Source organism: Ruegeria sp. AL3, assembly GCF_056536065.1.
On sequence record NZ_JBQFJG010000001.1, the window covers coordinates 1,202,639 to 1,217,341 of the forward strand.

A 14,703-nucleotide genomic window follows, 5' to 3' on the forward strand; every position below is an offset into this window, starting at 1 on the left:
CGGGTTGCCGGAAACACGCGTTGTTACGGCGAAACGAGGCGCAAAATAAGGGCTTGAACCCGGTCGGGGAATTGCCGTAAAGAGCGCCACGGATCAACAGATCCAACAAAAGAGTGGGCCGTTAGCTCAGTTGGTAGAGCAACTGACTTTTAATCAGTGGGTCGCAGGTTCGAATCCTGCACGGCTCACCACTTTTTTCCATGGACTATGATCTTGGCTTACAGCGAACTGCTTGTGTTTGGCCCAGCTGTGAACGACGGTCGAAGCCACGGGCTTGATCGAGGTGCCGGACACGCTTTGTGTCATCCAACACGACCTCGGCGGAACAAATCTCGAATTCGGCCAGCATGGTATCAAGCGGGATGCGATGGAAGAGGTCCACGCCTCGCACATGTCGAAACCCAGAGCAGACGGGCAGCTGGTTCTGCGTGAAGATGACAAAGTTCTGAAAGTGCCGGACATCCGGCGACCCAATCTGGCCCGGATTCTGCAACGGGCAGAAAAAACGCGCCGAAAGCCGCAGCGGGTGTCAGCCACGCTGCGGCTTTGATCGGGATGCGAAGCGCCTAAACCTCGACTTCGACCTTGCCGATCGGGTTCGAGCAGCAGGCCAGAATGTACCCCGCGTCGATGTCATCTTCCGAGATCCCTCCGTTGTGGACCATGTGGACCTCGCCAGCGGTTTTCTTGACCTTGCAGGTACCGCACACGCCGAAGGTACAGCCTGACGGAATGTTCAGGCCAACCGAGCGGGCGGCGGCAAGCACCGTGTCGGTCTCGGCAACCTTGGCCGTCACGCCCGAGGTCGCGAACAGGATTTCGGCGCTGCTGTCGTCGTCCAGAACAACGTCATCCAACTCGGGCTGATCCGCCTCGGTTTCCACCGGCGCGCCGAAGCTTTCCTGATAATAGTTGTCCATATCAAAACCAAGACCGGCCAGCGCGTCGCGCACCGCTTGCATGAAGGGCTCGGGACCGCAGCAATAGACTTCGCGCTCAAGGTAATCCGGCGCCATCAGGCCCAGCATCAATTGGTTGAACTGACCCTGATATCCCGTCCATGGGCGGTAGCGGTCCGGCTCTTCCACAACGAATTTCAGGTCCAAACCATCCGTGCGGCTGGCCATCTGTTCCAAGCGCTGGCGGAAGATGATCTCGGATGGCCGCTTGGCGCAGTTGATGAAGACAACGTCCAGATCGCGGCCTTCGTCCCACATGCAGGTGGTCATTGACATCATCGGTGTGATGCCTGAGCCAGCCGAGATAAACAGGAACTTGCGCGCATCGCTCAGTGCGTTGGTGAACAGGCCCGCAGGCCCAATGGCCTTGAGCCGCATGCCGGGTTGAAGATTGTCCAGCATCCAGCGCGTGCCGATACTGTCGGGTTGCGCTTTGGCGGTGATGGTGATCGACCGCGGCCGCGATGGCGACGATGAGATCGTGTAGGTGCGATACACGACTCCCCCGGGCTGGCCGGGCGCCGGAATCTCGAGCGTCAGGAACTGACCGGGGTGATAGGCGAACTGCGCCCCCGAGGGGGCTCGGAACGAAAAGCTGGCGGTGTTCGGCATCTCGGGCACGACCGAGACACATTCCAGCATCTCTCCATCCTGCCAAACGGCTGATGAAAGCGTGTCCAGATCTTTCATCAGACTTACTCCGCCGCCATGTAGTCAGGGGTCAGGCGGGCCGACACTGTGCTGCAATACCAATCCACGAATTGCAGTACGCCGGATTCCTGAATGGCTGAATACGGGCCGGGCACATAGGCCGGGCTGTTGATGCCCTGCTGGTTGTCCTCGACCACCTGACGGTCTTCGTCATTCGTGGCGACCCAGACTTCGGTCAGGCGTTTCACGTCGTAGTCAACGCCTTCAACCGCATCCTTGTTGACCAGCCATTTGGTCGTGACCTCGGTCTCTGTCGGGCTGATCGGCGTAACACGGAAAACAATCGAGTGATCGGCAAGAAAGTGGTTCCACGTGGTCGGATAGTGGAACTTCAAAAGCGATCCCGCATCCGCAAAGGGCGACCGGCCCAACCAGCGGCGCACGGCGGATTTCCCGTCCATCGTATAGCTCTCGGCGCCTTCTTTCAGCGGCATCCGCGCCAGACGGAATTGGCCGTCCTCGTGCAGATAGAACTGCGATGGCATACCCGCTGACTGGCACCTGTCGAAATGGGCTTGCATATAGGCTGGGGTTTCACCGCCTTCGATCCCCGTCACGCCCGGATCATCAGGGAAGGTCCGGCACAGCGCAGGGTGGTTGCCGCCGCAGTGATAGCACTCGCGATTGTTTTCCCAGACCAGTTTCCAGTTGCCGTTCTCGATGATCGAGCTTTCGAATGCGACCTTGGCATTCGCAAGATCATGCGGCTCAAGATACGGGCGCGCGATATTGGCAAACGTGTCAAAATCCGGGGCGACATCCGCCAGACAGATATAGACCAACCCGGCAAGCTCGCGGCAATGAACCGTCTTCAAACCATGCTGTCTGGGATCAAACTCCGGCCCCATGTCGCGGGCCCACAGCAAAGAGCCGTCAAGCTCGTAGGTCCATTGGTGATACGGGCAAACCAGCTTCGGCGCGTTGCCTTTTGCTGCCTTGCATATGATCGAGCCGCGATGGCGGCAGGTGTTGTGAAACGCCCGGATCTGGTTGTCGGCGCCGCGCACGATGATCACGCGATAGGCACCCACGTTGTACGTTACATAGTCGCCGGCTTTCACCAGTTCACAGGCCGGAATGGCAAAGAGCCATTCGCGATAGTGGATGGTTTCCAGGTCGGTCTGAAAGATCTCGGGGTCGGTGTAAAAGGCCCGTTCCAGAGCATAGCCCGGGATTCGACGCGCCAACAGGTTTTGGACATTGTTCACTTCTGGCTCTCCTGCCGCGCCCCGCGGCATTGCTTGGGCAGGTGACAGGGAGGAACCGTCCGGAGGCGCGCGAGGACCACGTCCGAAACCCGTGCCCCCACCGCCACCCGCGGTTTGACATATCTGCAAGGCTGGTTTCCGGACTTGAAAGGGGCTTGCACCCGGTTGCGACACCTTCCCGGGATCCTCGTCCCAGTGGTTGATTGTCGAACCTGACCTTCCTTACCGTTGCGGGGGCAGCGCCGGAATTCCACCGGCTTCCCAATTCTCCGCGGTCTGAGAATCAAACAGCGGCACCTCACGATGGCAGCCTACTTTCTACCTGCTTGGGCGCTGAAATGCTTGCGACATTTCCGGTTTCAAAACAGACATGGAAATTTTCCGGCTGAGTGGACGGCGCCGGGATCACGGTCCTTGGCACAGGGGCATGGCAAGCCCGCCAGCACGGCGTTCTGCAGGGGCCAGTGGGCTTTGCGATGGATGCGGCCACGTCTGACATCCGCGCCGTCAAATTGTCCCCCAGCCGTGACAGCGAAGGCCCGGCTGCTCTGCTCAGAAACGAAACGCTGCACGTCGCCTGAGCATGGCTGGAAAAGAGAGAGTCAGGCCAAGTGAAGGAGGTTTGCAGCAAACCCTTTTGGGTGAAGTTGATCCGTTTGGGATAGTGCTGGCTTGCCATGAGGCAGGTGAAGAAGGCGAATATCCGTCATGCGAGAGTTGTCAGTCCATCCTGTCAACGGACGGTAGAAAACCTCATTTTGTCCATAAAAAATTGTCTTTTTCGGGAAAAACCATTACGTTTTCCGAAAATGGTGGAAAACACCGGAGGCAGTAAGAGAGCAGATGCCAAAACCGAAAACAGGTGTTTTGCGGACAACAGTTCCTTCGCGCCTCATGGGAAAACGGGATGGTCTGTTTTTCCTCTGGGGGCAGATAGAACGCGCGCGCTTGAAGGTCGAGGGCGGCGAACGCGCCGAGGGCGCAGCCTCGGACGGGCCAAGGGCAAACACGGCCGGTGAGGTCAAGGGATCGACGACAGCATTGGTGGACGAGTTTATTTTCTACTGACTTTTGTGATGAAACCGGGTCTGACGGCCCTATTTCTTCTCGAAGAACAGGATGACTTCACCCAGACGGACGCCATAGCGTGAGACATACGCGCGGTTCAGCAGACGGTCGTCATCCAGCAGCCACATCCAGTCGTCGAATTTGACACGCATGGTCCCGTCCTTGATCGGCAGGTCGATCTTGTATTTCCAGTTGAACGTATCCCCGCGTTCAATCCCGCTGGCGGTGCCCAGCACGCCAGGCGCCGTACCGGTCCACGTATCCTCTCCGGTTTTGGTCAATGTCCAGATGCGTTGTTCCGTCGCGCCATCGTCGTAGACGAAGTCTTCGACCAGGGTCAGGGTTTCGCCGTCCCATGTTCCGTCGATATCAACCGTGAATCTGCGGGGGATATTTCCCAGAATATCCTGAAACTGACCGTAGGCTACTGTTTTACCCTCAAAAAACTCTTCCAGGTTCAACTGCCGGTCCGACAGAAACGTTTTTGGAACCTTCGGTTTGCTGGAGCAGGCCGCCAGAAGTGTAAGGCTTGCGATGGCAATGCAGGCGATGAAAGAGCGAAAGGTGATCATTGCAACGGCTTCCCTTCCGAAGTCGCGTCATACCCGTTTGACCCACTTGGATGCATCGGTTTCGATCTGGGGCTTGGACGCATTGTGGCGATCAGTTCCGCGACCTTGACGCCAAACTTGCGCATCTCGGACCGATTCATGATGACGCCGGTTTCTGTCAGGTACATCCAATCGGTGACATCCAGTGTGTGTCCACCAGCGTCATCTGGCAGAATGATACGATAGGTCAGTTTTACCGTGGACCCCGAGATGATGCCCCGACCTTCGCCCACGATATCATCCGCCATTGCCGTGAATGTGTTGCCAGTTCCCAGCGTCAGGTACCATTTGCGAGTCATCTGTTTTCCGTTGGAATAGGTGAAGTACTCGGTCAGCGTGCCCGAGTTGCCTTGCCATTCGCCGGACATGCGCGCGACAAAGCTGTTCGACATTTTGCCGTTGGGGCCATAGATCAGGCCTTCGGACAAGATCTCTCCGTTCAGGTGTTTTTTCAGCGAAAAATTTGGCCCGGTGCCACTGTAATCGGACGGCGATTGCGCGCGAAAGCTCAGCAGCCTTGCACGGATGAAGACGGCGGTCAGAAGGACCAGAAGGATGATGCTGAAAGCGTTCATTTGCTTGTGACCTCGGTGGGCAGGGTCAACACCATCCCGAACGCTCCGACTTTCAGGATGCAGGGCAGCACCGCATAGGCAAGATTGAGTGTATCCAGAGCCTGTGCTGAATTGGTTTGACCGGGGGTGAAACCGCTGCGTTCCAGCAGCGGCAGAGTGAAAAAGGCAGCCAGGGCGAGGCCCAGTTTGCCAGCGAAGGACCAGATGCCAAACGCGGCTGATGCGTTCAGCCCGGCCCGGGTAAGCACGATCGAGAACATCGCAGGCAACACGACCATATCCGCGCCCAACGCCGCGCCCGAGGCGAGACAGATCATTGCAAAACCCGCAAGGTTTCCTGAACTCAGTGTGGCAGCGCCGATAAAGCCGGCGATCGAGAGCGGCATGGCGATAATCAGAGTCTGTTTCGGGCCAATTTTGTTACTGAGCTTTGCCCAGAGCGGAACGCTCGCGCCTGCGCTCAGGAAGAACAGGATCAACAAAGGACCCGCCTTGCCCGGCAGTTGCAGCCGGTCTTCCACAAAAAACAGAAACAGGGTGGAGGTTATGGCAACCGGGAGGCTGTTGACCAAAGCCAGCGCAAGAAGGCGCAAGCCACCGGCCTGACCCAGACCCGCAAAGGACAGGCCTGATCCGGTGATCGGTCTGCGTCGCCAGATCGGGATCGTCAGTATCAGGGTCAGAACGGACAGCAGCCCAAGAAACGCGCCGAATGCGGGGTAGCCTTGGGAGTGTGCCCCGAAAGCAACCAACAGGGCCGGAGCGCTGGCTGCGATGACCACTCCGGTCAACTGCCCGCCTTCACGATAGGCGGCCAGTGTCATCAGCTCTTTCGGATCGGTTCGCTTCGCCAGAGTTGCGCTGCGACCATACAGAAGGATGGTTCCCAGGCTGTATGCCGAGAACAGCAAGATCAGGATCGCGACCAGTTCCGGCACGCTGGCACCCTGCGGCAGATTGAAAAGCAGGGGAAACCCGATCGCCAGCCCCAAAGCCGCCATCGCGGCAAATGCAAGCTGGCCGCCGGGCCATCGGTCGATTGCCCAACCGATCAGCGGATCCTGCACCAGATCCACCAAACGGATCACCAGCAGCACCGTACCAATGACCCCAAGGCCAATACCCAGGTTCACGGCTGCAAAGCGCGGCAAGTGGATATAAAGCGGGATACCCGCCGCAGCGAGCATCAGCGCATAGAGACTGACCCGGGGATACAGCATCACCGCCCCTGTAGCCTGCGCGTGAAGGACGCGGACCGCGTGTTGTCTCCCAGAAATACAGACATGAAACTGCGCTTGATGCCCGGATGCGCCATGGTGCACGTCTTTTGCCCGTTCAACCAGAAACTGACCTTGTCGGGACCATCAGAAACCGCCAGATAGCTGTCCCCTTTTGCCACGGCTTTGAAACACCGGTTCAGTTGGTCGCGAACCGGTGCTGAACGGCCGATGCGGTCCATCTCGTCAAGCGTCGAATTGACCAACGCTTTCTTCTTGATGTTCTTGCGATAAGTCAGTTGCAGGGCGATATCTTCGCTCCAACTGAACGGCGCACCTTTGGGCGTATAGAGTTTGGCGTCATAGATCGGCAAACCCAGATACCGGAACGTCGCGGTTCCGCGCAGTTGGGCACCGTTCAGTTCTTCCGTGACCGGCGATGCGATCAGCCCATTGGGGATCAGCAAGGAAAGTGCAAGAAACGCTGTGCGCCATATCGCCTTATTCTGCGGCAACAGATAGGGCCGGGTCTTTCCCAAGAATGCCATTATCAGCTCCGATGGTTTGCGGGGCACCATTTATTCGAGCAACGACATGCATCGCGCTGGCTATCCCGTCTTCGTGAAATCCGTGCCGGTTGTAAGCACCGGCAAACCAGGTTCGGTTCTGTCCCTGCATCTCGCGGATTTGCCCTTGCGCCTTCAGCGCGGCCTTGTCGAAGACCGGATGGGCAAATTCGACTTTGTCATAGATCTTTTCCGCGGGAATTTCTGATGAAGCGTTCAGCGTTACAAACAGCGGGTCACTGTCCGGAATGTTCTGAAGCCGGTTCATCCAGTAGGTTACCCCCACGTCTCCGGCTTGCGAACGATAGGTCCAGCTTGACCAGCAGGCGCGCCGCTTTGGCATCTGACCTGGGTCACAATGCAATATGGCCATATTGGGCTGGTAGCGGATTGCGCCCAATGCAGCGGCTTCCGCGGGGGTCGCGCCATCACCTAAAATGGCAAGCGACTGGTCCGAATGGGTGGCCAGGATGATTTCATCGAACTGATCCACGGCGCCCTGGCTGTGGATGGTGATGCCCATCTCGTCACGGGATATATTCTGAACGGGGCTGGCCAGACGTATTTCTGCCCCCCGCGCACGAAGGGCTGCGTCGATCCGGCGGACATACTCTATGCTGCCGCCTTTGACCGTGTACCATTGATGCTGGTTTGCGCGACCACTTGCCAGCAAAGCGTGATTGCGGAAAAACTGTACCAAAGAGCGTGCGGGGAACTGATCCACGAACTCGACCGGCGTGGACCAGATGGCACCGCACATCGGCATCAGATAATTGTGCCGAAACCAGTGACCCAGCCGCAGCTGGTCCACCAATTCGCCAATCGTGGTGTCATCGTCCTTGGCGGCTTCGGGGGCTTCTTTGCCAAACCGCAGAATATCAGCGATCATCTTATAGTAAGCCGGACGCGCCAGATTGCGCTTTTGAGCGGTCAGTGTCCGCAGATTGTTCAACCCGTATTCAATGCGGCCATTGTCGATTGTCGCGCCAAAGCTCATCTCGCTTTCGATCACGGGCACGCCCAGCTCATCAAACAGCCGGGTCAGGTAGGGATATGTCGCATAGTTGAAGACGATAAAGCCCGTATCGACCGGTTGATCCCCGTTCTTTCCGGCCATCACCGTGCGGGCATGGCCACCAAGCCGAGGCTCGGCCTCATAGACTGTCACGTCGTTGTTTTGTGAAAGATAGTAAGCGGCGGAAAGACCCGAAATGCCTGCACCTACAATCGCGATTTTCTTCCGTACACCCCGGGGTTCGTCGAACATTCCAGCCTCTTTATGTGACAGTTTACAAGAAGATACGCAGGGTAGGCACAAGTGGATCAATCCGATTAGAAGTTTTTAACAGATGCACTACCTTGTGGCGTCTGGTTTGAGCTTCCGTGACCTGCGCCACCGTTTTGATCCGAAGCGGGCGCAAGGCCGTATTATCGTGAAACACAACTGAATCGGCCCACACATGAGCAGCTTTGACGGCAAAACCATTTGGATCATCGGCGCTAGCGAAGGGCTGGGTCGCGCTTTGGCGCATGCGCTTGGCCAACAGGGCGCTTCCCTGATCCTGTCTGCGCGCAATCTTGAGAGGTTGTCCGAACTGTGTTCTGAACTGCCGGATGCGCGCGCGATCCGGTGCGATGTGACCGATTTAGACTCTGTTCGTTCGGCTGTTGCCGAGGCGGGGCATGTCGATGGGCTGGTTTACAATGCCGGGGCTTATGACCCCATGCGTTCGGCCGAATGGGACACCGAGGCGTCGCTCAGGATGAGCGATGTGAACTATCTGGGTGCGCTGCGGGTTCTGGGTGAAACCGTTCCGGGTTTTGTCCGGGCAGGCCAGGGAGAGGTTACTCTGATCGGGTCACTGGCCGGGTATCATGGGCTGCCTGCCGCCATCGGGTACGGAGCCAGCAAGGCCGCACTGATTTCTCTGGCCGAGACGATGCGACACGATCTGGCGGATACTGGCGTGACGGTGCGTATCGTCAATCCGGGCTTTATCAAGACCCGACTGACCGAAAAGAACGGTTTCAAGATGCCGATGCTGATGTCGCCCGAGGATGCGGCGGATCGCGTGGTCAAGGCGATGGCGCGTCGCCGTTTCCGTACGGATTTTCCGGCACCGTTTTCCTGGTTCATTCGTCTGATCGACTGTCTGCCGGATCTGCTGGTTTATCGTGGGAAATAGACTCTAACAAAACTGCCCCTGACAGAACCAGCCTGCGGACATCGCGCCCCCGTGCCCATAGAACAACCACAGGCGCTCCCCTTGTTCTGTCACCACCACCCAGTAATCGCGTACCCCGCTGCGCCAGTTGGGATCATCCAGCCACCATTCCGGCGCGATGCGTTCCGGGCCGGTGGCCTGTGCCAGTTGCCAGTCTCGTCCACGCCAGCGAAAGGTGCGGGGCACATTCGGGGTTTCCGGGGCCATCACGGGTTCGGGCTGCCACATCTGCAAGGGGCGGGGGCGCGGCGGGGCAAGCCAGTCGCGCGCGGGTTCCGACCAGGCCGCCGCCAGCGTTTGCGCCGTTTTCTCGGGGATATGAGAGGCCGCAGGATGCCGCCGGGTGATCGCGTCCAGCCCTACCCGCGCGCCCAGTTTCCCAATCAGGTCATCCACGGTTGTATTGCCCTCAAGCCGGTTGCGGGCCACGCGGCGCGCTTCGGCATGACCGGCGATGGTGCGGGCGTGGATGGGTTCTGTCTGGATCGCTTCAAGCCGCAGCAAGTCGATGCCATAGCCTGCGTCGATCTTGTCAATTTTCATCTCTAACAAAGGGCGAATGCGGTTTTTATCATAGGTCGGACGGGCCAGACCGATCTCGATAATTTCAGCGGCCTGATCCGCACGGTGGGCTTCCAGGCGCAGCGTGCGGACCCCGCGCCCCTTCTCTTCCAGTTTGGTGCAGAGCGTTGGCAGAATCCGATCGACAGCGGCCATCACGTCTTCGACCAGGCCAATCGGGTTGGGCAGAGTCATCCGCACCGCAAAGTGATTGGGCGGACGGGCGGGCGAGACCGGCTCGGGCGCGCTGCCCATGGCCTGATCCAGACGCAACACCAGCCCGCGGCCGAACCGCCGTGCCAAACTGGCACGCGGCTGGCCCAGCAGATCACCGATCCGGCGCAGGCCCAGGCGGTTCAGTTGCGCCACGGTCTGATCGTCCAGTCGCAGCGCCGCGATGGGCAGGGGGCTGAGCGCGCCATAGGCCTGCCCCGGCGCGGCAATCCGCGCGCCACCGCCCAGCGCCATCACCTGTGGCGCGGCCCCGCCCCTGGTCCAGTGCCGCCGCTTGCTTGCCCGGGCGCGGGTGGCGCGGGCCTCTTGGTTGATGGCGTCGCCGTTGCGATCGGACGTGGCCTCTTGCCCGGCATAGCGCGCCAACGCCCAGGCTGCGCCCAGCGTGTCGGCGATGCCCATCTGCACGCTCAGGCCCATGTCGGCGCAGTCGGTCTCAAGCACGCTCAGCAAGGCCTCTTCACCGCCGAACAGATGGGCACAGCCCGACAGGTCAACGATCAGGCCATCGGGGGCCTCTTCGGCCACCCACGGGCTGAACTTGCCCGCCCAGCGGCGCAGCGCGGTCAGAAACGCAGCCTCGGCCGGGGCGTTGCGAGGGCGGGTGATCAGGCTGGCGCACATGGCATGGGCATCGCGGACCGGCTGACCCACGCGCAATCCGGCGGCCTGCGCCTCGGCATTCAATGACGTGACGATCTGCATGTTCGACTGTTCGGCCACAACGGCCAAAGGCCCGGCATGCAGGCCCCGCGCGGCGCGGACCAGCCGTTCGGCCCCCAGACGGGGAAACCAGAGCGAAAGAATTCGGCGTTTGGGCATCGACAGGCATCATTTATGTTCTTATTTTGTTCTTAATTCAGAATCACCTGCCGAGTCCACGCTTACCCGCAGGTCAGACGCTGAATAACACCGGCGTCGTTCACATAGACGTTCAGCCTGTCGATACGGTAATCCTGTGTCGCGATGTCGTCCGGGCCCAAAACACGAGACCGTTCGGGAAGACCAGCCTGAATCGTTGAAACGGGCTGACCAACGGATTCGGCAAAGGGCTCGCCCTTGCAAAATGCCAGATCAACAGGTGCGTCTTCTGAGGTGGCGGCGACATCCTGCGGGACGCTTGTGTCTGCGCAGGCCGCCAGAAAGATAAAGATCGGTAAAAAACGGTGCATTGGCGTTCCTCATTCTGGCAATGTCGTTTCTGCAATATCAAATAATTAGCCAACCTGCCAAGAAAGCACAGTTGAAACCACCCTGTATTTGACGCAGGGTCGGGGCAAAAGTGACAGGGAGATAAGTACCATGCGTACCCGTGCCGCCGTCGCCATTCAGGCAGGCAAACCTTTGGAAGTGATGGATGTGAACCTTGAAGGCCCAAAGGCGGGCGAGGTTCTGGTTGAAATCAAGGCCACCGGTATCTGTCATACGGATGAATTCACCCTGTCGGGTGCAGACCCCGAAGGCCTGTTCCCGGCCATTCTGGGCCATGAAGGCGCAGGCGTCGTGGTCGAGGTCGGCCCAGGCGTGACCAGCCTGAAGCCGGGCGATCATGTGATCCCGCTCTACACCCCCGAATGCCGTGAGTGCGAATACTGTCTGCATCCAAAGACCAACCTGTGTCAGGCGATCCGGGAAACCCAGGGCCAGGGCCTGATGCCCGATGGCACCTCTCGTTTCTCGACCTTGGATGGGGATCCGATCCTGCATTACATGGGCTGCTCGACCTTCTCGAACCACACGGTTCTGCCCGAGATTGCGCTGGCCAAAGTGCGTGAAGACGCGCCTTTCGACAAGATCTGCTACATCGGTTGTGGTGTGACCACCGGCATTGGCGCGGTGATCAACACCGCCAAGGTGGAAATCGGCAGCCGCGCCATCGTGTTCGGCCTGGGCGGGATCGGTCTGAATGTCATTCAGGGCCTGCGTCTGGCCGGGGCCGATCAGATCGTCGGCGTCGACCTGAACCCGGCCAAGGTCGAGATGGCCGAGAAATTCGGCATGACCGATTTCGTCAACCCGTCCGAGGTCGAGGGCGATCTGGTGCCCTATCTGGTCAACCTGACCAAGGGCGGCGCGGATTACACCTTTGATGCAACAGGCAATGTCGGCGTGATGCGCGCGGCGCTGGAATCGGCGCACAAGGGCTGGGGCGAATCTATCATCATCGGCGTCGCACCCGCGGGGGCCGAGATCTCGACCCGTCCGTTCCAGCTGGTCACCGGCCGGTCGTGGCGCGGCACCGCCTTCGGCGGCGCGCGCGGGCGCACGGACGTGCCCAAGATCGTCGACTGGTACATGGAAGGCAAGATCGAGATAGACCCGATGATCACCCACACCATGGGTCTGGACGACATCAACACCGGCTTTGACCTGATGCACAAGGGCGAAAGCATCCGGTCGGTGGTGATTTACTGACTACCAGAAATTGCAAGGGCGGGGTTTAACCCGCCCTTCTTGTTTCCTATCTTCAGAATATTGATAAATATCTGAATAGAGGGACTAAATTGATCACTGAAGCAACGGAGCGCCTGGCCGTTCTGATTGACGCCGAGAATGTACCGGCAAAGCATGTTGCCGAGATTTTCGAAGAAGTTGCCACACTGGGTGAGGCAAGCCTGCGCCGGATCTACGGAGATTTCTCGGGCGGCACGCCGCAGGGTTGGAGCGCCGAGAAGCTGGCGGAATACGCCATCGTACCGCACCAGCAATTCGCCAATACCACTGGCAAGAACGCCGGGGATATCGCCCTTGTGATTGATGCCATGGACATATTGCATTCCGGCCGGTTCGGTGGGTTTGTACTGGTGTCGTCAGACAGCGACTTCACCCGGCTTGCCAGCCGGATCCGCGAACAAGGGTTGAGCGTGTTCGGGATCGGCGAGGAAAAGACGCCCAACGCCTTCAAGAAAGCCTGTAACCGCTTCATTCTAATTGAGAACATCAAAAAGGAAGAGATGAATGGCGGCGAGAAGGTAAATGCAGTTCAGCTCAAAAAAGAGCTGAATCATGCTTTCCAGTTAATCCGGAATGTCGTGCTCAAGTCCGAGGAACCGGACGGATGGGCGGGCCTTGGCTTGGTAGGCAGCCAGCTCAGCATGAACTATCCGGATTTTGATACGCGAACCTATGGCTTCAAGCGCCTGAGCGACTTGGTGCGAGCCACCGGGAAATTCGAGGAAACAGGCGAAAACGGCGGCCTGAAGATCAGACTGAAAGATCAGTAGCAGCCGCCCTACGACCCAGGCCGCGCAGAGGCGCCGGTGTCGGAACGCGGCGAGCGGACGCGCAGAACCGGCTTGTTCGGCGACACATTGGCCCGGCTCTCGCGCCAGACAACGAACACACCGGACGCGATGATGATGCTGGCCCCGACTGCGACCCACATGTCGGGCGTTTCGCCAAAGAACATCATGCCGAATATCGTGGCCCAGATGATCTGGCTGTACTGGCTGGGCGCGATGACGCCGGCGGGCGCAGCGCGATAGGCCAGAATGATCAGGTGCTGGGCGATCACCGAAAACACGCCGACCAGCGCCATCATGGCCAGATGCAACAGGGACGGCGGCTGATAAACGGCCGGTTGGGCCAGGCTCATGACCACGATCGCCAGCAGCATTGGGTAGAGGATCAGCACGGCCGATCGTTCCTCGTTTCCGATCTTGCGCACCAGCACCGATGCAAAGGCGCTGCAGAATGCGGCCATCAGGGCGGCCAGATGGCCGAGCGTGATATCCGTTGCGCCGGGGCGCAGAACGATCAGCACCCCGATCAGACCCACGCCAACCGCAGCCCAGCGCTGGGCCCGGACGACTTCGCCCAGTATCGGAATCGACAGGACCGTGACGATCAGCGGGAAAGAAAACAGCAACGAATAGACCTCGGCCAGGGGCAGGACCGAAAAGGCATAGAACGCGCAGGACATGGCCGTGACCATCAGACCCGAGCGCAGCAACACCAACCAGGGGTGATGCGGCAGGAAGTTGCCCGTGGTCCGGTCCGTCAAGATCGTCACGGCCATCGGAACAAAGGAAAACAGCGTGGCAAAAAAGATGATCTGCATCACCGAGTAGGTCCCGCCCAGCACCTTGATCAGCGCGTCATGGGTGGCGAAGACCGCAAAGCCCGCGAATGCATAGCCAAGACCCCGGAGGGTGGTGTTCTGAGTGCTCATGGGTCGGCCTCGGGTGATGTGTCGATGTGAAGGGGCAGCGCAAAAGGGGCTGTCTTGTCTCTGACTAACCCTATTTCCTCGACCCGCATAGCCCCTAATTTACCGCTAACATCGCAAGGCAGCCATGACGTGGGCTCAACGCAGGATCGGTGGCGCGTTCTTGGGCTGGCGGGCCGATTGCACCCCGGCTTTCATCCCAACACCGATGCGGCGCGCCAGAGCGATCCATGGGGTGGCGGTTTCCGGGGGCAGGGTCTGGGTGGCGACCTCTTCGAACAGGTCCAGCCAATGGGCGAACATCTCGGGCTTCACGTCCGGTCGTTCGATATGCACCCGCTGCGGGTTGCCGTCATAGCTGCGCTCGAACAGGATGGCGTTGCGCCAGAAGGATGCGATCTTTTCCTCATGCGCGGGCCAGTCGGTGACATGGTTGGCGAATACCGGGCCAAGTACCGCGTCCTGCCGCACACGGGCGTAAAAGGCGCGAACCTGTGCGTTGATCTGCTCGGGCGTCGCGGGAAAGCGCGGCGGAAGGGTTGGTCTGGTCATGGTGGCCTGTTTTCACCTCTGTTTTTTGGCAGATAGGCGGTTCCGGCG

Annotated in this window: 17 protein-coding genes, 1 tRNA gene, 1 pseudogene and 1 riboswitch; of the genes and pseudogenes, 8 read left to right on the top strand and 11 right to left on the bottom strand. The window is 59.3% G+C overall.

Annotation, left to right across the window (positions count from 1 at the left end; genetic code table 11):
• The first annotated feature begins 115 nt into the window (after positions 1-115).
• A tRNA-Lys gene (locus ACR3E6_RS06025) sits at positions 116-191 on the top strand.
• Positions 192-274: 83 nt separating this feature from the next.
• Positions 275-550 (top strand): hypothetical protein, encoded by a 276-nt coding sequence (locus tag ACR3E6_RS06030; RefSeq protein WP_480486285.1) that lies wholly within the window; start codon positions 275-277, stop codon positions 548-550.
• A gap of 16 nt (positions 551-566) precedes the next feature.
• Here ACR3E6_RS06030 and ACR3E6_RS06035 read toward each other — a convergent pair whose 3' ends face one another.
• A complete protein-coding gene (locus tag ACR3E6_RS06035; protein WP_171637467.1) occupies positions 567-1,649 on the bottom strand; it encodes an FAD-binding oxidoreductase in 1,083 nt (360 codons plus the stop codon).
• 5 nt (positions 1,650-1,654) lie between these two features.
• Positions 1,655-2,908 (bottom strand): aromatic ring-hydroxylating oxygenase subunit alpha, encoded by a 1,254-nt coding sequence (locus ACR3E6_RS06040; RefSeq protein ID WP_171724747.1) that lies wholly within the window; start codon positions 2,906-2,908, stop codon positions 1,655-1,657.
• Positions 2,909-2,990: 82 nt separating this feature from the next.
• A riboswitch (cobalamin riboswitch) is annotated at positions 2,991-3,194 on the bottom strand.
• Positions 3,195-3,267: 73 nt separating this feature from the next.
• On the opposite strand from ACR3E6_RS06040, the pseudogene ACR3E6_RS06045 reads away from it, so the two are divergent.
• The 3 genes and pseudogenes from ACR3E6_RS06045 to ACR3E6_RS06055 all read left to right on the top strand — a co-directional run.
• Positions 3,268-3,420: pseudogene (locus ACR3E6_RS06045) on the top strand (IS5/IS1182 family transposase); the annotation flags it as partial.
• Positions 3,421-3,461: 41 nt separating this feature from the next.
• Positions 3,462-3,713 (top strand): hypothetical protein, encoded by a 252-nt coding sequence (locus ACR3E6_RS06050; RefSeq protein WP_480486287.1) that lies wholly within the window; start codon positions 3,462-3,464, stop codon positions 3,711-3,713.
• An 8-nt stretch (positions 3,714-3,721) separates the two neighbouring features.
• The gene (locus ACR3E6_RS06055; protein ID WP_152459486.1) at positions 3,722-3,946 is read left to right on the top strand and encodes a hypothetical protein; all 225 of its coding nucleotides are present in this window, start codon (positions 3,722-3,724) and stop codon (positions 3,944-3,946) included.
• 29 nt (positions 3,947-3,975) lie between these two features.
• On the opposite strand, the gene ACR3E6_RS06060 is transcribed toward ACR3E6_RS06055, so the two are convergent.
• The 5 genes from ACR3E6_RS06060 to ACR3E6_RS06080 are packed head-to-tail and all read right to left on the bottom strand — an operon-like array spanning position 3,976 to position 8,182.
• Positions 3,976-4,518: a DUF3833 family protein gene (locus ACR3E6_RS06060; protein ID WP_480486290.1), complete on the bottom strand. Its 543-nt coding sequence runs from the start codon at positions 4,516-4,518 to the stop codon at positions 3,976-3,978.
• A complete protein-coding gene (locus tag ACR3E6_RS06065) occupies positions 4,515-5,132 on the bottom strand; it encodes a DUF3833 domain-containing protein (RefSeq protein WP_480486292.1) in 618 nt (205 codons plus the stop codon). Before ACR3E6_RS06065 ends, ACR3E6_RS06060 begins: the two co-directional genes overlap by 4 nt.
• The gene (locus tag ACR3E6_RS06070) at positions 5,129-6,352 is read right to left on the bottom strand and encodes an MFS transporter (RefSeq protein ID WP_480486294.1); all 1,224 of its coding nucleotides are present in this window, start codon (positions 6,350-6,352) and stop codon (positions 5,129-5,131) included. Before ACR3E6_RS06070 ends, ACR3E6_RS06065 begins: the two co-directional genes overlap by 4 nt.
• Positions 6,352-6,897 carry a chalcone isomerase family protein gene (locus ACR3E6_RS06075; RefSeq protein WP_171637459.1) on the bottom strand — a complete coding sequence of 182 codons (546 nt, stop codon included), beginning with the start codon at positions 6,895-6,897 and terminating at the stop codon, positions 6,352-6,354. Before ACR3E6_RS06075 ends, ACR3E6_RS06070 begins: the two co-directional genes overlap by 1 nt.
• Positions 6,851-8,182 (bottom strand): NAD(P)/FAD-dependent oxidoreductase, encoded by a 1,332-nt coding sequence (locus ACR3E6_RS06080; protein WP_480486296.1) that lies wholly within the window; start codon positions 8,180-8,182, stop codon positions 6,851-6,853. Before ACR3E6_RS06080 ends, ACR3E6_RS06075 begins: the two co-directional genes overlap by 47 nt.
• A 193-nt stretch (positions 8,183-8,375) precedes the next feature.
• Between ACR3E6_RS06080 and ACR3E6_RS06085 the strand changes: the two genes are divergently transcribed.
• Positions 8,376-9,101 (top strand): SDR family NAD(P)-dependent oxidoreductase, encoded by a 726-nt coding sequence (locus ACR3E6_RS06085; protein ID WP_171637455.1) that lies wholly within the window; start codon positions 8,376-8,378, stop codon positions 9,099-9,101.
• A 3-nt stretch (positions 9,102-9,104) separates the two neighbouring features.
• On the opposite strand, the gene ACR3E6_RS06090 is transcribed toward ACR3E6_RS06085, so the two are convergent.
• Positions 9,105-10,757: a DUF6504 family protein gene (locus ACR3E6_RS06090; RefSeq protein WP_480486298.1), complete on the bottom strand. Its 1,653-nt coding sequence runs from the start codon at positions 10,755-10,757 to the stop codon at positions 9,105-9,107.
• A 62-nt stretch (positions 10,758-10,819) separates the two neighbouring features.
• Positions 10,820-11,107, bottom strand: a complete 288-nt coding sequence (locus ACR3E6_RS06095; protein WP_171637451.1) for an I78 family peptidase inhibitor — start codon at positions 11,105-11,107, stop codon at positions 10,820-10,822.
• A 130-nt stretch (positions 11,108-11,237) separates the two neighbouring features.
• On the opposite strand from ACR3E6_RS06095, the gene ACR3E6_RS06100 reads away from it, so the two are divergent.
• Both ACR3E6_RS06100 and ACR3E6_RS06105 read left to right on the top strand, forming a co-directional pair.
• Positions 11,238-12,350, top strand: coding sequence for an S-(hydroxymethyl)glutathione dehydrogenase/class III alcohol dehydrogenase (locus ACR3E6_RS06100; protein WP_209835163.1), 1,113 nt, complete (start codon positions 11,238-11,240; stop codon positions 12,348-12,350).
• Positions 12,351-12,442: 92 nt separating this feature from the next.
• Complete coding sequence (locus ACR3E6_RS06105) at positions 12,443-13,159, top strand: NYN domain-containing protein (RefSeq protein ID WP_209835237.1); 717 nt, start codon at positions 12,443-12,445, stop codon at positions 13,157-13,159.
• An 8-nt stretch (positions 13,160-13,167) separates the two neighbouring features.
• Here the strand turns inward: ACR3E6_RS06105 and ACR3E6_RS06110 are convergent, their stop codons facing one another.
• Both ACR3E6_RS06110 and ACR3E6_RS06115 read right to left on the bottom strand, forming a co-directional pair.
• The gene (locus tag ACR3E6_RS06110; RefSeq protein WP_209835164.1) at positions 13,168-14,106 is read right to left on the bottom strand and encodes a DMT family transporter; all 939 of its coding nucleotides are present in this window, start codon (positions 14,104-14,106) and stop codon (positions 13,168-13,170) included.
• Positions 14,107-14,241: 135 nt separating this feature from the next.
• Positions 14,242-14,655 carry a group III truncated hemoglobin gene (locus ACR3E6_RS06115; RefSeq protein ID WP_209835165.1) on the bottom strand — a complete coding sequence of 138 codons (414 nt, stop codon included), beginning with the start codon at positions 14,653-14,655 and terminating at the stop codon, positions 14,242-14,244.
• Positions 14,656-14,703: the final 48 nt, after the last annotated feature.